Below are 21,325 nucleotides of genomic sequence, written 5' to 3' on the forward strand. Positions count from 1 at the left end.
GCCGCCTGTTCCGCTATGCGGCTGCCTGCGTTTGCGCGGCTTCGAGCGCATCGAGCTGCGCGCGCGTCGGCAAGCCTTCGGAGTCGCCGATCACCTGAACGGCCAGCGCGCCGATGCGGTTGCCGCGAGTCACGGCCGCGGCAAGCGAACGTCCTTCGAGCAGCGCGCTCACCACGCCCACGGCAAAGCCGTCGCCGGCGCCCACGGTATCGACCACGCGCTCCACGCGCTGCGCCGCGACGCGGCCCTGCTCGCCTTCGGCCGTGGCGTAGTACGCGCCCTCTGCGCCGAGCTTCACGATCACGCCGCGTGCGCCGCGCGCAAGATAGAACTGCGCGATGGCTTCCGGGTCGTCCGAACCCGTCAGCACAAGGCCTTCACCGACGCCGGGCAGTACCCAGTCGGCGAAGCTCGCGAGTTCGTTGAGCGTGCCAACCATTTCGGCTTGCGAGCCCCACAGCGTCGGGCGCAGATTCGGGTCGAACGAGATCGTGCGCCCCGCGGCGCGCATCTCGTGTGCAAGCTTGAACGCCAGTTCGCGTGAAGAGGAAGAGATGGCGGGCGCCACGCCGCTCAGGTGCAGATGGCGCGCGCCGAGCACATAGTCGGCCTGATAGTCGCGAGCCGAGAGCTTGCTCGCCGCCGAGCCGCGACGGAAATACTCGACAGCGGGATCGCTGCCGTCGTCGTTCCTCGACTTGAGCTGGAAGCCGGTCGGAAAGCGCGTGTCGGTGCTCACGCAACGCGCGTCGATGCCTTCGTGCGCGAGCACGTCGCGCACGAACTCGCCGAACGAATCGGCGCCCACGCGGCTCATCCAGCCCACCTTGAAACCGAGGCGCGCGAGGCCGGTCGCGACATTGAGCTCCGCGCCTGCCGCGCGCTTCGTGAAATGCGCGACCTGGGCGAGCGGACCCGGCTCCGTGGCGACGAACATCGCCATCGCTTCGCCGTAGGTGATGACATCGAGTGCTTCGGTCATGAGATGCGTTCCTGATGAATCGTATGGAGTCTGGTGCGCGGTTTCGAGGCTTCGCGCGGCGCTCAAGCGGCCGCGAGCCATTCGACGTAATGCGCGGCGTCTGCGTGTATGCGCGCCGGATCGAACGGAAACTCGATGCCGCGCGGCACGTGTGTCGGCAGCAGCGCGAGTGCGGCGCGGCACAGCGCGTCGTCGTCGCCCGGCGCGGCAGCGAAGCGGCGCGCGCCCTCGCCCACCACGGCCTTGCAATGGATGTATTCGACGTGCGGCGCGAGCGCGGCGGCGGCGAGCAGCGGCGGCTCGCCCGGCCATTGCCAGTTGCCGATGTCGAACGTCATGCCGATCACATCCGGCGCGCCGCCGTCGCGCAGCGCGTTGAAGAGGCCGATGAACTGGTCGAGCTTGCCGCCCTGCTCGAGCTGACCGTTCTCGACGACGACACGCGGGCCGTTGCGCGCGTCAACGATGTCGCCCGTGCGTGCGCCCAGTGCTTCGAGCAGGCTCGCGAGGCGCGCCGCGCTGGCGTCGCCTGAGAAACCGCCCAGTTGCAGCTTCACGAAACGCGCACCGAGCGCCCGTCCCGCCGCGACCGCGGCGCCAAGCGCCGCCTCGTCGAGCGCGCCATTCTCGCCATAGAGCGCGTCCGGTGTGGACCAGACGCGCCACAACCCTTCGTCCGCAAGCGCCTTTCCGAGCGCGCGCAGCGCTTCGGGCTGCGCGTCGGCATCGTGCATCAACTCGCGCCGCACCTCGAACGCGTGCGCGCCCGCGCGCCGCGCGAGCCGGCTCCACGCCGCGTGTCCGTCACGCCAGATTGCCTGCGCCCCGAAGGCGCTCGCCACGATTGCTACTTCCGCCATTGCCGTCATCCCGTTGCCTGCCGTCGCGCACTTCGTTTTTTGGAACCGGTTCCAAATCCAGCCCCAAAAAAAAAAGCGCCTGCGCGCCGGTTGATTAGAGCGGATAGTGCGCGTTAGCCGCTTGGGCCGCCATTCTGGATTGCCCTGGGTCTGGTGGCTCAGGCGCCAGGGACATCGGCGAGACACAGTTCCAGGAAGCGCTGCGCAACGCGCGAAGCCGCGCCCGCGTGCGGCACCAGGATGGAAAAGCGCCGCGCAAGCGGCTCGGGCCCAAGGCGGATCTGCCGCAAGGCGCCGTTCTCGTGACGCATCGACATGGCCGATACGAAGCCGATGCCCATACCTGCTCGCACCGCCTCCTTCACGCCCTCCACGCCCGCGATCTCCAGCGCAACGCGCATGGGCACGCCGGCGCGAGCGAACGCCCGCTCGACCACCTGGCGCACGCCCGAGCCATCCTCGCGCAGGACCAGCGGCCACTGCGCGAGCGCTCCCACCGTGATGGCCGGCATCGCGGCCGTCTCCCCCTGCGCGTCGAGCTGCGACGCCAGTGCGTGAGAGCGCGGCACGATCGCGACGATTTCGTCCTCGTGCCAGGCATGCACGGCGGTATCCGGCGGCAGCTGCTCGCCCACCGGGCCCTCGATTAGCGCGATATCGACCGCGCCGAGCATGCCCACGACGTCCGTCGAATTTCCGCTCGACGTTTCGAGCTTGACCTGCGGATAGCGGCCGTGGAACTGCGCCACCAGATACGGCAGCCGGTAGCTCGCGGGCGTGGTGGTCGCGCCGATGCGCAGCGTGCCGCGCTCGAGGCCGCGCAACGCGTCGCGGTAGGTGAGCGCGTCGCGCCAGGTGTCGCGCAGGCGCGCTGCGTAGCCCGCGAGCTGTTCGCCTGTGGGCGTGAGGCGCACCCCCCGGCCGTCGCGCTGATACAGCGGCTCACCGATCTCCTCCTGCAGCAGCCGCAACTGGCCCGAAACGGCCGGCTGCGACAAATGCAGTGCCAGTGCAGCTCGACTGATATTGAGATGCTCGGCGACAGCAGCGAAAGTTATCAGTTGTTCCGGGGTCATCGAGGGAAACCATCGTGTTGTCCTATATATTACGTCACAAATCACGATTTTTCATATCGATATACCTAAATTAGGATTAGGCCATTCGATAGCGACCTGTTCGCTACCCCATTTTTCCGCCGCATCGCCCGGTACAGAGGCCGTCATGTCCACACCCAGTCTTGCGCACGCATCATCGCCGTCCACCCGCGGGCAGCTCAACGGCGTCCTGTTCGTCGCGCTGTTCGCGGCCGCCGTCACCAGTGTCGCGTCGCTGCCCGCGATCGCCGGGCTCGGCATGAGCCCGCTGATCGTCGGCATCGTCGCGGGCGCGATTTACGGCAATGCGCTTCGCGACGGCATGCCCGAAAGCTGGGCCGCCGGCGTGAACTTCTCCGCGCGCAAGCTGCTGCGCATCGCCGTGGCGTTCTTCGGACTGCGCGTGAGCCTGCAGGAAATCGCCCAGGTCGGCGTGCCGGGGCTCGTCGAGTCGGTCGTGATCGTCGTGAGCACACTCGTGATCGGCACCTGGGTCGGCATGAAACTGCTCAAGCTCGACCGCGACACCGCCATTCTCACGGCGGCCGGCAGCGCGATCTGCGGCGCAGCGGCCGTGCTCGCCTTCGAATCCACATTGCAATCGAAGCCGCACAAGAGCGCCATGGCTGTCGGCAGCGTCGTGCTGTTCGGCACGCTTTCGATGTTCCTCTACCCGGTGCTGTTCCGCGCGGGCTGGCTGCATCTCGACACGCTCGGCGCCGGGCTCTTCTTCGGCGGCACGATTCACGAGGTCGCGCAGGTGGTGGGCGCCGCGAGCAACGTGAGCCCGGAGGCCACGCACATCGCCACCATCGTCAAGATGACGCGCGTGATGCTGCTCGTGCCTGTGCTGCTCGTGCTCGGCGTGTGGCTCAATCGCTCGGCGCGCAGCAAGGCAACGGCCGACGGCCACGCCAGCCAAGGCGGCGCGCGCAAGCTCGCGGTACCCTGGTTCGCGCTCGGTTTCCTCGCGCTCGTGATCGTCAATTCGCTCCACGTGCTGCCCGAGACGGCCACCCACGCGGTCAACACGCTCGACACCTTCGCGCTGACCATGGCGATGACGGCCCTCGGCATCGAGACGCGCGTCTCGCAGATTCGCCAGGCCGGCCCGCGGGCGCTGACCGCCGGTTTCATCATCTACCTCTGGCTGGTCGGCGGCGGTCTCGCGATCACCTGGGGCGTGCAGCGCCTGTTCGGATGACCCGGCGCCCGAGGGCCGCGCGCCCCGACCCGATCCCTTGTGCGCCGGCGCTCCCGGCCACCGGCCCCGCCTGCGGCGGGGCTGTTTGCGTTTCTGCGCGCGGCCCCCTTACGCCATCTCGCGTGCACACGCCACACGCGAACCAGGCGCGAGCGTTGCGAGCGATACTGTGCGTTGCTGCCCGTTGCGTGGGCAGCGGCCGCGCGGGCCGTGGCGAGCACGGCCATGAACGCAAGGGGACGACCGATGGCATACGAACTCTATTACTGGGACGGTCTGCAGGGCCGGGGCGAATTCGTGCGGCTCGCGCTGGAAGAGGCGCAGGCGCCCTACGTGGACGTGGCGCGCGGCGAGAAGAAGGACGGCCTCGGCATCGGCGCGATGATGGGCGAACTGGAGAGCGACGAACCGTATCCGCCCTACGCCCCGCCCTTCCTCAAGGACGGCGACCTGATCGTGCCGCAAACCGCCAATATCCTTTTCTATCTCGGCCCGAAGCTCAAGCTCGCGCCGCGCGACGAGAGCTTGCGCATCGTCGCGAACGGCCTGCAACTGACGATCGCGGACCTCGTGACCGAAGCGCACGACACCCATCATCCGATCGCGAGCGGGCTCTACTACGAGGACCAGAAGGACGCAGCGAAGGCGCGCTCGGCGGATTTCATCGCGCATCGCATTCCGAAATTCATGAGCTATTTCGAGCGCGTGCTCGCGCAGAATCCGGAAGGCCCGCGCCACATGGTGGGCAACGCGCTCAGCTATGTCGATCTGTCGATGTTTCAGATCGTCGAGGGCCTGCGCTACGCCTTTCCAAAAGCGACGAAGCATTTCGCGGATCACTATCCGCATGTCGTCGCGCTGCGCGACGCCGTGGCCAGGCGCCCGAATATCGCCGCCTATCTCGACTCGGAGCGGCGGCTGCCGTTCAACGAAACGGGCATCTTCCGGCACTACCCCGAACTCGACCGGGCCGTGCGCTGAATGCGCGCGGGCCGAGGAAGGCGTCCGCCACCGCCTGGTTTCGTGCACGCGGCGCGCAATTGCCGCGCAGTTGCTGCATTGACCCGTTATGCTTCCCGCCGCACGTCGCGCCCTGCGCGCACGCGCGGCTTTCTTTCACCCGTAACCTGACCCGCCCGCCGTGCTGTCATTCCTGCTGAAACTGCGCACCCGCGCCCGCGATCTCTTTCGCTTGTCCGACGCCCATACGATGCTGATCTGGTCGGTCATCGTCGGCGTGGCGGGCGCGTTTGCGACCGTGATCTTTCGCGAGGGCATCGCGTATGTGCAGATGCTCTTCGCGGGCAGCGAAGGCAGCCTCGTCGAGATGGCGCGCCATCTGCCGTGGCACCGGCGCATCTGGATGCCGGCCGCGGGCGGCTTCATCGCGGGATGCCTGCTGCTGCTCGCGCGGCGCAAGGCGCCCGGTAATAGCGGCAAGGCGATGCATGCCGACTACATCGAGGCGGTGGCGATCGGCGACGGCGTCATGCCCGTGGGCACGAGCATCTGGCGCAGCCTCTCGTCGCTCTTCACGATCGCGAGCGGCGGCTCGATCGGCCGTGAAGGCCCGATGGTGCAGCTCGCCGCCCTCGCCGCTTCGCTGATCGGCCGCTGGGTCCACTTCGATCCGTCGCGGCTGCGCCTGCTCGTCGCGTGCGGCGCGGCGGCCGGTATCACCTCGGCATACAACGCGCCCATCGCCGGCGCCTTCTTCGTGACCGAAATCGTGCTCGGCTCCATTGTCATGGAAAGCTTCGGGCCGATCGTCGTTTCCTCCGTGGTCGCCAACATCACGATGCGCGAGTTCGCGGGCTACAAGCCGCCGTACGAGATGCCCGTGTTCCCGCCGGTGACGGGCGTCGAGGTGCTGCTCTTCGTGGCGCTCGGCCTCCTTTGCGGCGCGCTCGCCCCGCAGTTCCTCATGATGATGGCCACCGCGAAAAAGGGCTTTGGGCGCATCAACGCGCCGCTGCCCGTGCGGCTCGCGCTCGGCGGTCTGGTGGTCGGCATTCTTTCGGTGTGGACGCCCGAGGTGTGGGGCAACGGCTATAGCGTCGTGAACTCCATCCTCCATTCGCCGTGGACCTGGACGGCGCTCGCCACGGTGCTCGTTTTCAAGCTCATCGCGACGGCCGCGACGGTCGGCTCGGGCGCCGTGGGCGGCGTGTTCACGCCGACGCTCTTCATGGGCGCCGTGCTCGGCTGCCTGTTCGGCCAGGGCATGCACACGCTCTGGCCCGACGGCACCTCGGCGTCGTACGCCTACGCGATGGTGGGCATGGGCGCGTTCCTCGCGGGCGCGACCCAGGCGCCGCTCATGGCGATCCTGATGATCTTCGAGATGACGCTGAGCTACCAGGTGGTGCTGCCGCTGATGCTCTCGTGCGTCGTTGCGTATTTCGTCGCGCGCGCGATCGGCAAGGCGTCGATGTACGAAATCACGCTGCATCGCAACCGCGAGGAAGCCGAACGCATGCGCCTGCGCATGACGCAGATGCGCGAGCTGGTCCGCCCCGCGCAGACGGTCGTGCTGGAGAGCGCCACGGTGCAGGAGATGACGCGCGTGTTCCTCGAATATCCGGTCAAGTACCTCTACGTGACCGACGAGACGGGGCGCTTTCTCGGCGCGGTTGCGCTCGCCGACATCACCTCGGACCTGCTGCAAAAGCGCGATACCGCGCACAAGCACGCCCGCGACTACCTGAAGCCGACGTTCGACGTGCTCACGCCCGACATGCCGCTCGCCGTCGGCCTGCAGCACTTCATGTCGTTTCAGGGCGAGCGTCTGCCCGTGGTCGAAAGCACGCGCGAGCCGACGCTCGCGGGCGTGGTGTACAAGACGTCGCTGCTCGATGCCTATCAGCGCATGAACGCGGAGCGGTAGGCTTCGCCCGCGCGCGAGGCGCGTGGCAAAGCGCAGCGGATTTTCTAGAATCTAGAGGGAAACGCGCTTCGCGGCCCGCGCTGTGCGTGCGCGCACCGTCGTGCGCACAGGGGGCCAGCGAGAATCGACGCGGGGATGACCGGAGCGAAGATGAGCGAACCCTCACTCGAAGCCGTACGCCGCGACCACGCGGGCTGGATATTCTTGCACTTGCAGGGCGAGCCGTACGACCGCGGCGAGCAGCACGGCAAATTGCTCGCCACCGAAATCCGCAATGCGATTCGCACCGCGCGCTACCTCGCGAAGTGGGACACGGGCGAAGACTTCGACACCTTCGTCGACGCCGCGATCATGCAGTTCGCGCCGCGCCTCGACACCGAATTCGCCGACGAGATCCAGGGCATCGCCGACGGCGCCGGTCTCAAGTTCGCCGAAGTGCTCGCCTGGAACGGCTACATGGACCTGCTGCAGAGCTGGTGGCCGGTTCATGTTGCGACACAGCAAGCGCAGCCCGCGGTGCGCCCCTGGCGCGGGCGGCGCGGCCACCATTGCAGCGCCTTCATCGCGACGGGCAGCGCGACGCGCGACGGCCGCATCGTCATGGCGCACAACTCGTGGGACCGCTACGCGGCCGGCGATGCCTTCAATATCGTGTTCGACATCGTGCCCGACTCGGGGCACCGTATCCTCATGCAGGGCCTGCCCGGCTGCATCTCGAGTCTCACCGACTTCTGGATCAACGGCGCGGGCCTGATGGTGACGGAGACGACCATCTCGAACTTCGTCGGCTACCGCGCGAACGGCGCGCCTGAGTTCTATCGCTCGCGACGGGCGACGCAGTATGCGTCGAGCATTGCGCAATGGTGCGAGATGTTCGCGCAGGCGAACAACGCGGGCTATGTGAACAGCTGGCTGCTCGGCGACACCAAAACGGGCGAGATCGCGCGCTACGAACTGGGCCTGCAGCACGCGGGCTTCGAGAGCACGAAAGACGGCTTCTACAGCGGCTTCAACGCGGCCACGGACCTCAAGATCCGCAACCAGGAGTGCACCGGCGAAGCCGACGACTACACCGACGTGCGCCGCAACGGCGCGCGCCGCCTGCGCTTCATGCAACTCGCGCAGGAGCACCGCGGCGCGATCGACGCCGAACTCGCCAAGGCGATGATCGCGGACCACCACGACGTCTACCTCGAGCGTAGCGACAACCCGTGCTCGCGCACGATCTGCGGCCATCTCGAACTCGACGACGCGCGCTTCGGCGGCGCCGACCACGGGCCGTTCAACCCGTGGGGCGCGAACGACGGCAAGGTAGTCGACAGCGAAATGGCGCGCGATCTGTCGTTCTGGGCGCGCTGGGGCCATCCCTGCGGCCGCCCGTTCGACGCCCAGGCGTTCATGCAGCGCCACCCGCAATGGAACTGGCTCAACGGCTATATGCGCGACCGCCCGTCGTGGCCCTGGACGCGCTTCGAGGCGCTGCGCAGGCCCTCGCCTTAGTCCCGCGTAGCGGCAGTGCCGGCAAAAAAGCACGCGCGTTCGAGACGTGTCGGGTCATTTCCTGCCATCATGGTATTTCCGTATGCGCGTCGCGCACATGAGCCGTCCAGGCGGCTCGTTGCGCCTTCGCGTAGCGGCGCGCCTGGCCGCCCCGGCTGGCGCGGCTGCCTGCGCCGCCAACCCACGCTGGCGGATGCGGTACGGCGCTTGCTGCGACCTGTGGGCCGCATGAGAAAGGAGGTCGAGCGATGAAAACCTCGACACTGATGACCACCGTGCTGTTGTCGGCGTCCTGCTTCGCCGCTCCGGTACGTACCGCGCAGGACTCACCGGTCACCCCGACCAGCGCGCACATCCCGCTCGCAAGTGGACAGTCCCACGCCTACGACGCCCCCGTCGCGCCCCCTGCCCCCAACGTGCCCGCGACCGCAAACGGTCCGCAACACTGGGAGTACCTCACGCTGCCCAGGTCGCATCGGCTGGACAAGACGCTCAGCCCGGACCTGCACGAGCAGACCTGAGCCTGACCGGTACCCCCGTTTGCGAACAAGCGGCAAACCAAAGTGGCGCATGAGCGGCAAATGAGCAGCGCGTGCGCACGCCGCGAGGGCGTGCGAGTCGGATTGTGTATGCTTGAGGCGCGGCGCTAGCGCTGCGCGCCGCAAAGCAGACCGGGCGCGAACAAAATCTGAAAAACAAACCGCACAACAAACGAGACGACGACGCGGACCGCCAACGCCGGCCGCCCGCGCAAAGGACGCCACGCATGTCAGCCTCTCGCATTCCCGACGAACCCATCGATCTGCAATTCGCCGACGTGCTGCGCGAAGTGCGCTGGCCCGCCAACAAGGACGAACTCGTGGACGCCGCGCGCGAGGCCGGCGCGAGCAACGAGGTGCTCGGCATCCTCGACGGCATGCCCGAGCAGGATTATCAGGACGTCGCGTCCGTTACGCGGCTGATCGGCAGCAACTACGGCCCTGGCCTCGGCTCCTGACGCGCGCGCGTCGTGGGCTGGCTGCACGCCGGGCTCACGCGTCGCGGCCGAACACCACGCGCGCGAGGAAAGTCCCCAGCACGGCTTCGACGACTGGCGGCGTGACATGCTGCGGATCGGCCGTGGCGAGAAACTGCACCCCGTCGCACAGCCCCATCAGCCCGAGCGCGAGCAATTGGGGATCGAGCGGCACCGGCATGCCCGCACGCGCCGCAAACTCCTCGATGTACACGGCAAGACTCTCGCGCTTTTCCTTCATGAAGGCGTTGTAGCGCGTGCGAAAGCGCGCGTCGCGCGCAGCCAGCAGCCTGGCTTCCACCCACAGCAGGAAGACCTTGTTGTCCTGCGGCATGCGGCTGTAGTAGGCGAGCACGCGCGCCTCCATCTGCTCGCGCGAGACCTCGGTCTCGAAGATGGCGCGCAGGTCGGTCTGCATGGCTTCGTGATCGCGCCGCAGCAGTTCCACGAGCAGGTCCGACTTGCCCGAAAAGTTCGAGTAGAACGCGCCGCGCGTGTACCCCGCCGCGTGCGCGATGTCCTCGACGCTCGCGCCCACGAACCCTTTTTTCATGAACACGGCCTGCGCGGCGTCGAGCAGGCGCTCGCGCGTCTGGTCGCGGCTTTGTTCGCGGGTGAGTCGAATGCGCTTCATGGCGTGGGGCGTCGTTATGTATCACGGATGGACGCGAGTCTAGCACTGAAACATTCCTCGGATTCAGTTTCGCACTCAGATACAAGGTTGTATTAGAATCCGGCTCATCATCCCAAGTCCGGGTCGGTGCGCGAGCCGCGCCGCGCCCGCGACTCAACGGCGGCGCAGCCGGTCCGGCGGCATTGCGGTCTGCGTGCGCACCCAGCCTATCGAGGTCCAGGTGAATCGTCGCGGTCGTGGCGCATCGAGCAGAATGCGCAGTGGTACCGGTAAGTTCAGTGCACCGTGGCGGCATGCCGCGAATGTGCTTCTCGTGCTCGGTGTGGCCGCGCTGGCTGCCTGCGGCAAGGAAAAGGAAGCCCCGCCGCAGCCGCGCCCGGTCGTCTCGATGACCGTGCACCCCGACGGCGGCGGCGTGAGCCCCGTCTATCCAGGCGATATCGAGGCGCGCAACGCCACGCCGCTTTCGTTTCGCGTGAACGGCAAGATCATCGAGCGCAGCGTGCGCCTGGGCGACAGCGTCAAGCCCGGCCAGACCCTCGCGCGGCTCGATCCTGCAGACTTCGAAAAGAACGCGGCCAGCGCGCAGGCCCAGTTCGACGCCGCGCAGCATCGCCTCGTCTTCGCGAAGCAGCAGCTCGATCGCGACACGGCCCAGTCGGCGGCCAATCTCATCGCCCGCGCGCAGCTCGAACAGACGCAGGATGCCTACGCCTCGGCCGCGGCCCAGCGCGATCAGGCGCAGCAGCAGCTCGCGCTGGCAAAGAACCAGTTGCGCTACACACAGATCGTAGCGGACCACGCGGGCGTCATCACCGCCGAAAACGCCGACACCGGCCAGAACGTGCAGGCCGGCCAGGCCGTCTACCAGCTCGCGTGGAGCGGCGACGTCGATGTGGTGTGCGACCTGCCCGAGCGCGCCGTCGCCGCGCTGCACAGCGGCGACACCGCGCAGGTCACGCTCGGCGCCCTGCCCGGTCGCCACTACACGGCGCGCCTGCGAGAACTCGCCGCGGCGGCGGACCCGCAAAGCCGCACGTGGCGCGCGAGGCTCACGCTCGAACGTCCCGATGCCGACGTGCGTCTCGGCATGACCGCCAACGTGGCGTTCGCGGCACCGAGCGAGGCCAACGCGCCGGCCGCGTTTACCGTGCCGGCCACCGCGCTCTTCCACGACGGCGCAGCGCCCGCCATCTGGGTCGTCCACGCGCCCGACAACGTGCTGCAATTGCGGCGCGTGAACATCGCGCGCTACGACGCGCGCACGATCACCGTGGCGGGCGGATTGCAGGACGGCGAACGCATCGTGCTGCAAGGCGTCCATACCGTCCACGCGGGCGAGCAGGTACGGCCGGTGGCGCCGCTGCATCCCGAGGACTTCGCGTCATGAGCCAGACGACGGACTCGGGCCCCGGCGCCGATCACGAAGAGGGCCGCTTCAACCTGTCGGCGTGGGCACTGCGGCATCGGGCGCTCGTCACCTTTCTCGTTGTGCTGGCAACGATATTCGGCGCGCTCGCTTATACGCGTCTTGCGCAGTCGGAAGATCCGCCCTTCACGTTCCGCGTGATGGTCATCCAGACCTTCTGGCCCGGTGCGAGCGCGCGCCAGGTCGAGGATCAGGTGACGACCCGCATCGGCCGCAAGCTGCAGGAAACGCCTTATATCGACTTTCTGCGCAGCTATTCGCGGCCCGGCGAATCGCTCGTGTTCTTCACGATGAAGGACTCCGCGCCCGTGAGCGAAGTGCGTGAGACCTGGTACCAGGTGCGCAAAAAGGTCGGCGACATCGCGTACACGCTGCCCCAGGGCGTGCAAGGGCCGTTCTTCAACGACGAGTTCGGCGACGTCTACACCAACATCTACGCGCTGGAGGGCGACGGCTTTTCGCCCGCGCAACTGCACGACTACGCAGACAAGCTGCGCGAGCAGTTGCTGCGCGTGCCCGACGTCGGCAAGGTCGATTATTTCGGCGATCCGCAGCAGCGCATCTACATCGAAATTCCGAACACGCAGCTCACACGCCTCGGCATTTCGCCCACGCAACTCGGCCAGGTGATCGGCGCGCAGAACAGCGTCTCCGCCGCAGGTACGCTCACGACCGCCGACGACCGCGTGTTCGTGCGCCCGAGCGGTCAGTACGAGGACCTCGAGGCGCTCGCCGATACACTGATCCGCGTGAACGACCGCACGTTTCGCCTCGGCGACATCGCGACGATCCGGCGCGGCTACGACGAGCCGCTCGCCACGCAGATGCGCTTCCAGAACCAGGCCGTGCTCGGTATCGGCCTCACGATGCAGCCGGGCGGCGACGTGATCCGTCTCGGCAAGGCGCTCGATGCGCGCGTCGAGCAGTTGCGCGCGCAACTTCCCGCGGGCCTGAGGCTCGTGGAGGTGTCGAGCATGCCCGATGCGGTCTCGCGCTCGGTGGACGACTTCGTCGAAGCCGTGGCCGAGGCCGTGGGCATCGTGCTGCTCGTGAGCCTCGTTTCGCTGGGCGTGCGCACGGGCATGGTGGTGGTCATCACCATTCCGATCGTGCTCGCCGTCACTTCTCTCGCGATGTACCTCTTCGGCATCGGTCTGCACAAGGTGTCGCTCGGCACCCTCGTGCTTGCGCTCGGCCTGCTCGTGGACGACGCCATCATTTCCGTCGAGATGATGGCGGTGAAGCTCGCACAGGGCTGGAACCGCACGCGCGCCGCTGCATTCGCCTACACCAGCACCGCGTTCCCGATGCTGACCGGCACGCTCGTCACCGTTTCGGGTTTCCTGCCCATCGTGCTCGCGAGGTCGAGCACCGGCGAGTACACGCGCTCGATCTTCCAGGTGTCCGCCATCGCGCTGATCGCCTCGTGGTTCGCGGCCGTCGTGCTGATTCCGCTGCTGGGCTACCGGCTGTTGCCGGAGCGCAAGCCCGATCCGGATGCGGCGCACGCCGCCCATGGCGACGATCACGAGCACGAGATCTACGACACGCGTTTCTATCGGCGGCTGCGTGGCTGGATCGGCTGGTGCATCGAGCGCCATGCCATCGTGCTCGTGCTGACCATCGCGCTGTTCGTGGCCGCGCTCGCGTGCTTCAAGCTCGTGCCGCAGCAATTCTTCCCGAGTTCCGACCGGCCCGAGTTGCTCGTGGACGTGCGCCTGCCCGAAAGCGCCTCGATCGATGCGACGCTGCGCCAGACGAAGCGCCTCGAAGCGGCGATCAAGGGCCGCCCCGAGATCGACCATTTCGTCGATTTCGTCGGCACCGGCGCGCCGCGTTTCTATCTGCCGCTCGATCAGCAGTTGCAGCAGCCCAATTTTGCGCAGTTCGTGATCACGACGAAGTCGGTCGAAGATCGCGAAAAGCTCGCCAGCTGGCTCGAACCGATGCTGCGCGACAAGTTCCCCGCCATCCGCACGCGCCTCTCGCGGCTCGAGAACGGGCCGCCGGTCGGCTACCCCGTGCAGTTCCGCGTGAGCGGCGACGACATTCCGACCGTGCGCGACATCGCGAACAAGGTGGCGGCGACGATGCGCGCCGATTCGCGCACCGACAACGTCAGTTTCGACTGGGACGAACCGGCGGGACGCTCGCTGCACTTCCAGATCGACCAGCAAAAGGCGCGCGCGCTCAATGTCTCGTCGCAGGACATCGCCAACTTCCTGCAGATGACGTATTCGGGCTATACCGTCACGCAGTTTCGCGAGCGCGACAAGCTCATCAGCGTCGATCTGCGCTCGCCCGCTGCCGAGCGCGTCGATCCGGCCCGCCTGCTCACGCTCGCCATGCCTACGCCCAACGGCCCGGTGCCGCTCGGAGCGCTCGGGCATCTCGCCAACGATCTGGAGTACGGCGTGATCTGGTCGCGCGACCGGCAGCCGACGATCACCGTGCAGTCCGACGTGCGAGCGGGCGCACAGGGCATCGACGTCACGCATGCGCTCGACGGCAAACTGGAGTCGATCAAGCGCGCGCTGCCGCCCGGCTACCACATCGAGGTGGGCGGCTCCGTCGAGGAAAGCGCGAAGGGCCAGGCGTCCATCTTCGCGCAGTTGCCGGTGCTCGCCATTGCCGTGCTCACGCTGCTCATGATCCAGCTGCAAAGCCTCACGCGCGTGCTGATGGTCGTGCTGACCGCACCGCTCGGTCTGATCGGCGTGGTGATCGCCCTGCTCCTGTTCGGGCAGCCGTTCGGCTTCGTGGCCATGCTGGGCGTGATCGCCATGTTCGGGATCATCATGCGCAACTCGGTGATCCTCGTGGACCAGATCGAAACGGACATCCGCGCCGGGCACAAGCGCTTCGACGCCGTGGTGGGCGCCACGGTGCGCCGCTTCCGGCCCATCATGCTGACCGCCGCGGCCGCCGTGCTCGCGCTCATCCCGCTCTTGCGTTCGAACTTCTTCGGGCCGATGGCGACGGCGCTAATGGGCGGCATCACGATTGCGACCGTGCTCACGCTGTTTTTCCTGCCCGCGGCTTACGCGGCCGCGTTCCGCGTGCGCAGCAGCGAGACTGACGAGACCGGCAAGACGCCGGAACAGGCATCATGAAGACGGATTCTTCGACATTGGCGTCGGGCCCGCGTGCAACGGCGCGTTCGCCCGCAACACGTTTTCCGCACGCGCCCGGCTTGCTCGCCGCATGCGCCGCGCTCGCGCTGGCCGGCTGCGCGATGGGACCGACCGGTGAGCCGCCCGCCATGCCGCAGCCCGAGCACTACGGTGTGCAGGCGCAACCGGCACAGACGGTCGCCGCCCAGGGCGTCGCGCAGCAGTTCGTGACGGGCGCGGAACCGGTGCCGCAATGGTGGACGCTCTACGGCTGCGACGCGCTCGATGCGCTCGTGAACGAGGGCCTCGCCAACAGCCCGAACCTCGCCGCCGCCGACCACAACCTGCAAGCGGCGCGCGAGCAGTTGCGCGGCCAGATCGGCAGCTCGCTGCTGCCGACGGTCGACGCCATCGGCATCGCGCAACGCCAGCAGCAACCCGCGATCCCACAGTTCGGCATCGACCGGCTGCAATACGCGATTTTTGCGGGCTTGATCGACGTTCGCTACACCTTCGACGTGTTCGGCGCGACCCGCCTGAACAACGCGGCGCTCGCCTCGCGCGTGAACGTGCAGGCGTTCCAGTTCGAGGCCGCGCAGCGCGCGCTCGCGGCGAACATCGTGGCAAGTGCGCTCGGCGCGGCAACGCTGCATGCGCAGATCGACACGACCGAACAGCTGATCGCGCTCGCCAATGCGCAGGCCGACGACGTGCAAAAGCGCTACGCGCTCGGCTCGGCCTCGCGCACCGATCTGCTCAGCGCGCAGCAGAGCGCGGCGTCGCTCGCGGCGAGCCTGCCGGGGCTGCGTCAGCAATGGGTCGCACAGCGCCATGCGCTCGCCGTGCTGATCGGCCGCACACCCGACCAGGCGCCGCCCGACCTCGATCTCGCCAGCCTGACCTTGCCCGCGCAGGTACCGGTAGTCATCCCTTCAGAACTCCTGAGAACCCGACCCGACATCGAAGCCGCCGAAGCCACGCTCAAGGCGGCCGCGGCGGGCGTCGGCGCCGCCACCGCGCAAATGTACCCGAGCATCACGCTTTCGGCGGCGCTCGGCCAGGGCGGCTTCAGCTGGCCGGTGGTGACTTCCGGCGCGGGCGCGCTGTGGGCGATCGGCGCTTCGCTTTCGCAGCCGATTTTCCACGGCGGCGCACTCGTTGCGCAGCGGCGTGCGGCGTTGCAGTCCTATGAGGCAGCCAATGACACCTATAAGCAAACGGTGCTCACGGCGTTCCAGGATGTCGCCGATCGTCTCGCCGCGCTCGATCACGACGCCCAGGCGCTCGACGCAGCCAGTACCTCGGCACGCACGGCCCAGGGCGTCTACGAGGACACCAACGCGCGCTACAGGTTGGGCGCGGTGCCGTGGTACGCGGTGCGCCAAAGCGAGCAGCAATGGCGTAACGCGCGGCTCGACGAAATCCGCTACCGCGGCACCCGGCTTGCCGATACGGCCGCCCTCTTCCAGGCGATGGGCAATCCGCCGGTCAACCCGGCGACGCTCGGCAGCGGGCGCGGGACGGACACGGCCGCTGCCGCTCCCGCATCGGACGCTGGAGCCGCCGCACAAGGCAAGTAACACTCGCGATTGTCCGGGCGTCTCGGCGTACCATGATCGCAAGCGCCGCGCACCTAGGTGCAACCGCTTCATGGAGACGACAGCATGTCCCGTCCATCGCTCGACTTCTGGTTCGACCTCGCCAGCAACTACAGCTATCTCAGCGTGATGCGCATCGCCGCGCTCGCCGAACGAAATGGCGTGGATGTTTACTGGCGGCCCTTCCTCCTCGGCCCCATTCTCGACGCACTCGGCTGGGAAGGTCCGCCCTTCGTCGTGCAGAAGGAAAAAGGCGCCTATGTGTGGCAGGACATGCGCCGGCAGTGCCGCAAATACGTGCTGCCGTGGCAACAGCCCAGCGAGTTTCCCCGCCGCACCGGGCTCGCGACGCGCATCGCCGTGCTCGCCGCCGACGAGCCGTGGCTGCCCGAATGGTGCCGCGCCGTCATGACGCGCAACTATGGCGACGACCGCGAAGTCGATTCGCCCGAAGCCGTCGCACAGATGCTCACCACGCTCGGATTGCCGGCACAACGGCTCATCGAGGAAGCCGGCAGCGAGGCGAACCGGCTGCGCCTGCGCGAGCGCACCCAGGCGGCTCGCGATCTCGGCATCTTCGGCGCACCGACGTTTTTCGTCGGCGAAGAGATGTTCTGGGGTAACGACCGGCTGGAAGACGCCATCGAAGCGGCGCTCGGCGCGCCGCAGAACCGGGACACTGCGTAGTCCTGTTCTTTGCGCATCACTACCGTGGAGCTGTTCGTATTCCTGCCTGTTCACGCCGTCACGTATTCGCGCGGTTCGCACAGCCAAACCTTCGGACTGCGTTCTGACGATGTGTTTTGAGGCGCGATGCCTCATACGGCCTGCCTGTGAACAAAGCCTTTGGCGTCAGCCAGTTAGCTTCGATATCCCAGGGTTATGAACAGGGGCTTCAACAAAAACTGTGGAAAAGTCGGCACGAGAGTTACCCACAGATTTCGTTGACAGCCCTGTGGAAAAGCCCTGGAAAGCTCGACCAACTCCTTGGCCCACAAGGAAATTCCGCTGACCAAACAAAACACGGCGCGCCGTTGCCGACGCGCCGTGTTTATCCGGCAGAACTCATCAAATCAGCATCAAGGCTTGTTCGATTCGAACAGATCCATGATCTGCTTCTTCTCCGTCGTCGTCACGTTCGGCGGCGTCATGCCGGCCGGCCCCATGCTGCCGGTCGCGCCGCTCGCGTCGCTCGCCGCACCGGCCGGGTTCGCCGAGTCCAGACCGATGCTCGCCACGAAGCCGTTACCCGGCGTCATGTCCGAGAAGAACAGTTCGTCGTTGATCGTCGTGAGGCCCTCGGGCATCGCCGGTTCTTCCTGCGGCACGCCGCGCAGCGCACGCTGCATGTACTCCACCCAGATCGGCAACGCGAGCTGCGCGCCGAATTCGCGGCTGCCGAGACTCTTCGGCTGGTCATAGCCCATCCACGCCACGGCGACCAGTGTGCGCTGATAACCGGCGAACCAGCCGTCCTTGGCGTCGTTGGTCGTACCGGTCTTGCCCTGCAGGTCGTTGCGATGGAGCACGTTGGTGCCGGCGCCCGTACCCGCCGTCGCCACCGAGTGCAGCAGGCTGTTCATCACGAATGCGTTGCGCGGCGAAAGCGTTTGCGGCGCATTCTGGCCCGCCACCAACGGCTGCGCGCGCAGGATCGGCTGGCCGCGCGCGTCGTCTACTTCGGCGATCAGATACGGGTTGATGCGATAGCCGCCGTTCGCGAACACGCTATACGCGCCCGCCGACTGCAGCGGCGTGACGAGGCCCGCGCCGAGCGCCATCGGCAGGTACGGCGGGGTCTTGTCCGCGTCGAAGCCGAAGCGCTGCGTCACGTAGTCCTGCGCGTCCTTCGTGCCGATGTACGAGAGGATGCGGATCGACACGAGGTTCTTCGACTTCTGCAGCGCGAGGCGCATCGACATCGGCCCTTCGGGCTGGTCGTCGTCCTTCGGCTCCCACGCGTCGCCGCCCGGCGTGCTGGGGGGGAAGTACAGCGGCGCGTCGTTGATGATCGTCGCCGGCCCAAGGCCCTTTTCGAGCGAAGCCGAGTAGATGAACGGCTTGAAGCTCGAGCCCGGCTGACGCCACGCCTGCGTGATGTGATTGAACTTGTTCTTGTTGAAGTCGAAGCCGCCGATCAGCGCGCGGATCGCGCCGTCCTGCGGCGTGAGCGAGACGAGCGCGCCTTCGACCTGCGGCAGCTGCGTGATCTGCCAGTTGCCCTTCGCGTCCTCCATCAGGCGCACGATCGATCCCGGGCGAATGCGCAGCGCCTGCGAGGCGCGCGGCGAGAGCGCGGCCGCGACGAAGCGCAGGCCCTCGCCCGTCACCGTCACCGAGGTGCCGTCGAGCTGTTGCGCCGTCACCGACTTCGGGCCCGCGTCGGTCACGACTGCCGAAACGAGGTCGCCGTTGTCCGGGTGATCGGTGAGCGCGTCTTCGATGGCCTGCTCGCGGTCGTCGCCGTCCGCGGGCAACTGCACGAAGCCCTCCGGTCCGCGATAGCCGTGGCGGCGCTCGTAGTCCATCACGCCCTTGCGCACAGCCGCGTACGCGGCATCCTGGTCGGCCGAATCGATCGTCGTCGTCACCGTGAGGCCGCGCGTATAGGTCTCGTCCTTGTACTGCGCGTACATCATCTGGCGCACCATTTCGGCGACGTATTCGGCGTGCACGTTGTACTCGGTGCCGGCCGTCTTCGTCTGCAGCGGCTCCTTGATCGCTTCGTCGTACTGCGCCTGCGTGATGTAGCCGAGGTCGAGCATGCGCTTGAGGATGTACTCCTGGCGAATCTTCGCGCGGTGCGGATTGACGATCGGGTTATACGCCGAAGGCGCCTTCGGCAGGCCCGCGAGCATCGCCGCCTGGGCCACCGTGATGTCCTTCAGGTCCTTGCCGAAGTACACGCGCGCCGCCGCCGAAAAACCGTAGGCGCGCTGACCCAGATAAATCTGGTTCATGTACAACTCGAGAATCTGGTCCTTCGTGAGCGCGCGCTCGATCTTGTAGGCGAGCAGCATCTCGTAGACCTTACGCGTGTAGGTCTTCTCGCTCGACAGGAAGAAGTTGCGCGCGACCTGCATCGTGATCGTGCTCGCGCCCTGCGAGGCGCCGCCGTGCATCAGGTCGGCCACGCCCGCGCGCAGGATGCCGACGAAGTCCACGCCGCCGTGCTCGTAGAACCGGTAGTCCTCGATGGCGAGCACGGCCTTCTTCTGAATATCAGGAATATCCTGAAAACGCACGAGCTGACGTCGCTCTTCGCCGAACTCGCCGATCAGCACGTGATCGGCGGTATAGATGCGCAGCGGCACCTTGGGCTGATAGTTGGTGAGCGCATCGAGCGACGGCAGTTGCGGCTCCATCACGACGAGCGCGTAGCCCACGAGCAGCGCACCGACCACGCAGAGCGTGCCGATCAGGCCGACGAACCAGAGCGCGAGCGTGGTGCCGATGGAGCGCCGCTTCGGGCTCCCGTCGCGCGGCCCGTTGCCGCCGGACCCGCCGCCCGATTCAGGCCGGCGAGGCGGCTGGCGCCCGTTGTTGAAGGAGGGTTCCCGATCTTCGTTCGGGTACTGCGGTGAAGGCGGTCGTTTGATGATAGGCATGACTGGAATGATGGGCGCGTCTCGCGCGCGCCGGCTGCGCGCAACTCGCGCGCATGGATGTCGACCACGGCGTCATGGCGCCAATGCGGCATACGACGTCGCCGGCTCAATCCCGGCGACGCGGCGCGACCGGCAACGCCCCCGTCCGGCCGCGCGGCGCGCACTATGGCACGCCACATGCGAATACCGCCCGTTCGGGCGCCATTCGCGAAATGTAACAGCGCATTCTAAAGAAATCGCGCACGCCGGGTCGCGCTTTTTTTGTAAGAGTTTCTTGGGAAACACTTCCTGCCCGATTTCTGGCCGTCCGGGCGCTCGCTTGCGTCGATCATGGTTTTATGCGCGAAAAGTTTCGTAACCGTCCTTGTGTAGCGCGATAAATTAGGCATCGACTGGTTGTTGACGGCAGATTTTTGCAGGCAGGGTTGTTCCTGGTCGCGCACCTTCTCATTGCGCATCGGCGCACTCGTCTTATCATGAAAGATCTGCTACACGCCCCTGTCCGCGCCCAGGCAAGCACGCATCCATTCTTACAAAAAGCTGTTGCGCAGGCAGGCAAACCGACGTCATACGAAGCCGACCCAACGGCCCGTCGATCATGAACAAGCCCAGCGAACGCATCGTCGTCTTCGTTACGCCCGCGCAAAAGCGCGCGATCTCCGCCACCGCCGACGAGCTCGGCATCAGCCTCAGCGAACTCATGCGCCGCGCCGTGATCGCGTTCAGCGCGACGAGCGATCAGGTGAAGGCCGCGAGCATCGTCGACCGGCTGAACGCGCCGCGTCAGCCCGACGCGCTCGCGCAGGTGCTGCAAAAGGCAGCGAGACCGCTGCGTGTGGGTCGAGCCGGCGCGATCCGGCCAGCAGTGGGCGCGGCGGCGGCCATCGGCGCGAGCGACGCGAACGCGGACGCGCAAAAGGCTGGCGAAGCGGCCGCGGGTCTTCACGACGACGACGCCCACGAGGCAACGCTTCAAGCGCCAAACATACCCCTGCCCGCTGCGCACACCGACGAGGCGGACGTGAGCCATGCCGCGCGCGAAATCGCCCAGGCTGTCGCCCGGCTGAGCGCCGAAGCGGCCGCTGCAGCGCAAAGCGCCGCGCTCGACACGGCCGCCGCACAATCGCTGGACGTCGAACCGCTGCAGCCGCTGAGCTCGGCGCCCTTCGCCCGCTCCCGGCGCGACGCGAGCGATCCACGCGACGAAGCCCGCAGCGACGACGCCGCGCCCGAAGGCGGCAAATACGCCTGACACGCGCAGCATCCACGCCGCCATACACACGAGTCACAATCGGCTTAACGCCCGCTTACATACGCGCCGCGAGCGCTGGGCAGGCCCGATTCCTTTAAGTCACTTTTAAGACGGGCCGTGGTGTAATATCCGCGATCGATAGCGGCGCC

General features: G+C 67.1%; 17 protein-coding genes. 11 read left to right on the forward strand and 6 right to left on the reverse strand.

The genetic code is table 11. From position 1 onward, the window contains the following. Positions 1–13: 13 nt before the first annotated feature. The 3 genes from AB3X99_RS17060 to AB3X99_RS17070 form a co-directional block, all read right to left on the reverse strand. On the reverse strand, positions 14–982 hold the full coding sequence (locus tag AB3X99_RS17060) for a sugar kinase (protein WP_368617607.1): 969 nt from the start codon (positions 980–982) through the stop codon (positions 14–16). Positions 983–1,044: 62 nt separating this feature from the next. Further along, positions 1,045–1,842, reverse strand: a complete 798-nt coding sequence (locus AB3X99_RS17065) for a TIM barrel protein (RefSeq protein WP_368617608.1) — start codon at positions 1,840–1,842, stop codon at positions 1,045–1,047. Between the two features lie 158 nt (positions 1,843–2,000). After that, positions 2,001–2,918, reverse strand: coding sequence for a LysR family transcriptional regulator (locus tag AB3X99_RS17070; RefSeq protein ID WP_368617609.1), 918 nt, complete (start codon positions 2,916–2,918; stop codon positions 2,001–2,003). 145 nt (positions 2,919–3,063) lie between these two features. Between AB3X99_RS17070 and AB3X99_RS17075 the strand changes: the two genes are divergently transcribed. The 6 genes from AB3X99_RS17075 to AB3X99_RS17100 all read left to right on the forward strand — a co-directional run bounded on the left by AB3X99_RS17075 (position 3,064) and on the right by AB3X99_RS17100 (position 9,524). Next, positions 3,064–4,140 carry a YeiH family protein gene (locus AB3X99_RS17075; protein WP_368617610.1) on the forward strand — a complete coding sequence of 359 codons (1,077 nt, stop codon included), beginning with the start codon at positions 3,064–3,066 and terminating at the stop codon, positions 4,138–4,140. Between the two features lie 246 nt (positions 4,141–4,386). Next, positions 4,387–5,121: a glutathione S-transferase gene (locus AB3X99_RS17080; protein ID WP_368617611.1), complete on the forward strand. Its 735-nt coding sequence runs from the start codon at positions 4,387–4,389 to the stop codon at positions 5,119–5,121. 160 nt (positions 5,122–5,281) lie between these two features. Continuing rightward, on the forward strand, positions 5,282–7,027 hold the full coding sequence (locus AB3X99_RS17085; protein ID WP_368617612.1) for a ClcB-like voltage-gated chloride channel protein: 1,746 nt from the start codon (positions 5,282–5,284) through the stop codon (positions 7,025–7,027). A gap of 150 nt (positions 7,028–7,177) precedes the next feature. Continuing rightward, a complete protein-coding gene (locus AB3X99_RS17090; protein ID WP_069265746.1) occupies positions 7,178–8,527 on the forward strand; it encodes a C45 family peptidase in 1,350 nt (449 codons plus the stop codon). A gap of 248 nt (positions 8,528–8,775) precedes the next feature. Then, on the forward strand, positions 8,776–9,048 hold the full coding sequence (locus tag AB3X99_RS17095) for a hypothetical protein (protein ID WP_069265679.1): 273 nt from the start codon (positions 8,776–8,778) through the stop codon (positions 9,046–9,048). A gap of 245 nt (positions 9,049–9,293) precedes the next feature. Further along, the gene (locus AB3X99_RS17100) at positions 9,294–9,524 is read left to right on the forward strand and encodes a DUF2795 domain-containing protein (RefSeq protein ID WP_069265678.1); all 231 of its coding nucleotides are present in this window, start codon (positions 9,294–9,296) and stop codon (positions 9,522–9,524) included. Between the two features lie 34 nt (positions 9,525–9,558). Here AB3X99_RS17100 and AB3X99_RS17105 read toward each other — a convergent pair whose 3' ends face one another. Next, the gene (locus AB3X99_RS17105; protein ID WP_069265677.1) at positions 9,559–10,176 is read right to left on the reverse strand and encodes a TetR/AcrR family transcriptional regulator; all 618 of its coding nucleotides are present in this window, start codon (positions 10,174–10,176) and stop codon (positions 9,559–9,561) included. 253 nt (positions 10,177–10,429) lie between these two features. Between AB3X99_RS17105 and AB3X99_RS17110 the strand changes: the two genes are divergently transcribed. The 4 genes from AB3X99_RS17110 (at position 10,430) to AB3X99_RS17125 (ending at position 17,003) form a co-directional block, all read left to right on the forward strand. Then, entirely contained in the window at positions 10,430–11,566 is a 1,137-nt protein-coding gene (locus tag AB3X99_RS17110) for an efflux RND transporter periplasmic adaptor subunit (protein ID WP_368617613.1), read from the forward strand. After that, positions 11,563–14,718: an efflux RND transporter permease subunit gene (locus AB3X99_RS17115; RefSeq protein WP_368617614.1), complete on the forward strand. Its 3,156-nt coding sequence runs from the start codon at positions 11,563–11,565 to the stop codon at positions 14,716–14,718. The genes AB3X99_RS17110 and AB3X99_RS17115 overlap by 4 nt, the downstream gene beginning before the upstream one ends. Next, entirely contained in the window at positions 14,715–16,298 is a 1,584-nt protein-coding gene (locus tag AB3X99_RS17120; RefSeq protein WP_368605394.1) for an efflux transporter outer membrane subunit, read from the forward strand. Before AB3X99_RS17115 ends, AB3X99_RS17120 begins: the two co-directional genes overlap by 4 nt. Before the next feature lie 84 nt (positions 16,299–16,382). Then, the gene (locus tag AB3X99_RS17125) at positions 16,383–17,003 is read left to right on the forward strand and encodes a 2-hydroxychromene-2-carboxylate isomerase (RefSeq protein WP_368617615.1); all 621 of its coding nucleotides are present in this window, start codon (positions 16,383–16,385) and stop codon (positions 17,001–17,003) included. A 392-nt stretch (positions 17,004–17,395) separates the two neighbouring features. Here AB3X99_RS17125 and AB3X99_RS17130 read toward each other — a convergent pair whose 3' ends face one another. Further along, on the reverse strand, positions 17,396–19,924 hold the full coding sequence (locus AB3X99_RS17130) for a penicillin-binding protein 1A (RefSeq protein WP_368617616.1): 2,529 nt from the start codon (positions 19,922–19,924) through the stop codon (positions 17,396–17,398). Positions 19,925–20,151: 227 nt separating this feature from the next. Beyond that, entirely contained in the window at positions 20,152–20,382 is a 231-nt protein-coding gene (locus tag AB3X99_RS17135) for a hypothetical protein (RefSeq protein WP_141710711.1), read from the reverse strand. 140 nt (positions 20,383–20,522) lie between these two features. Between AB3X99_RS17135 and AB3X99_RS17140 the strand changes: the two genes are divergently transcribed. Continuing rightward, on the forward strand, positions 20,523–21,176 hold the full coding sequence (locus AB3X99_RS17140; protein ID WP_368617617.1) for a hypothetical protein: 654 nt from the start codon (positions 20,523–20,525) through the stop codon (positions 21,174–21,176). The last annotated feature ends 149 nt before the right edge of the window (positions 21,177–21,325 follow it).

The sequence above is a fragment of the Paraburkholderia sp. BR10882 genome (assembly GCF_040948855.1).
Taxonomy (GTDB): Bacteria; Pseudomonadota; Gammaproteobacteria; order Burkholderiales; family Burkholderiaceae; genus Paraburkholderia; species Paraburkholderia nodosa_A.

Bases quoted from the DNA above. Each gene is read 5' to 3' on its own strand.
- AB3X99_RS17060 (WP_368617607.1), bottom strand. From the start codon at position 982: ATGACCGAAGCACTCGATGTCATCACCTACGGCGAAGCGATGGCGATG.
- AB3X99_RS17065 (WP_368617608.1), bottom strand. From the start codon at position 1,842: ATGGCGGAAGTAGCAATCGTGGCGAGCGCCTTCGGGGCGCAGGCAATC.
- AB3X99_RS17070 (WP_368617609.1), bottom strand. From the start codon at position 2,918: ATGACCCCGGAACAACTGATAACTTTCGCTGCTGTCGCCGAGCATCTC.
- AB3X99_RS17075 (WP_368617610.1), top strand. From the start codon at position 3,064: ATGTCCACACCCAGTCTTGCGCACGCATCATCGCCGTCCACCCGCGGG.
- AB3X99_RS17080 (WP_368617611.1), top strand. From the start codon at position 4,387: ATGGCATACGAACTCTATTACTGGGACGGTCTGCAGGGCCGGGGCGAA.
- AB3X99_RS17090 (WP_069265746.1), top strand. From the start codon at position 7,178: ATGAGCGAACCCTCACTCGAAGCCGTACGCCGCGACCACGCGGGCTGG.
- AB3X99_RS17095 (WP_069265679.1), top strand. From the start codon at position 8,776: ATGAAAACCTCGACACTGATGACCACCGTGCTGTTGTCGGCGTCCTGC.
- AB3X99_RS17100 (WP_069265678.1), top strand. From the start codon at position 9,294: ATGTCAGCCTCTCGCATTCCCGACGAACCCATCGATCTGCAATTCGCC.
- AB3X99_RS17105 (WP_069265677.1), bottom strand. From the start codon at position 10,176: ATGAAGCGCATTCGACTCACCCGCGAACAAAGCCGCGACCAGACGCGC.
- AB3X99_RS17110 (WP_368617613.1), top strand. From the start codon at position 10,430: ATGCGCAGTGGTACCGGTAAGTTCAGTGCACCGTGGCGGCATGCCGCG.
- AB3X99_RS17115 (WP_368617614.1), top strand. From the start codon at position 11,563: ATGAGCCAGACGACGGACTCGGGCCCCGGCGCCGATCACGAAGAGGGC.
- AB3X99_RS17120 (WP_368605394.1), top strand. From the start codon at position 14,715: ATGAAGACGGATTCTTCGACATTGGCGTCGGGCCCGCGTGCAACGGCG.
- AB3X99_RS17125 (WP_368617615.1), top strand. From the start codon at position 16,383: ATGTCCCGTCCATCGCTCGACTTCTGGTTCGACCTCGCCAGCAACTAC.
- AB3X99_RS17130 (WP_368617616.1), bottom strand. From the start codon at position 19,924: ATGCCTATCATCAAACGACCGCCTTCACCGCAGTACCCGAACGAAGAT.
- AB3X99_RS17135 (WP_141710711.1), bottom strand. From the start codon at position 20,382: ATGCGCAATGAGAAGGTGCGCGACCAGGAACAACCCTGCCTGCAAAAA.
- AB3X99_RS17140 (WP_368617617.1), top strand. From the start codon at position 20,523: ATGAACAAGCCCAGCGAACGCATCGTCGTCTTCGTTACGCCCGCGCAA.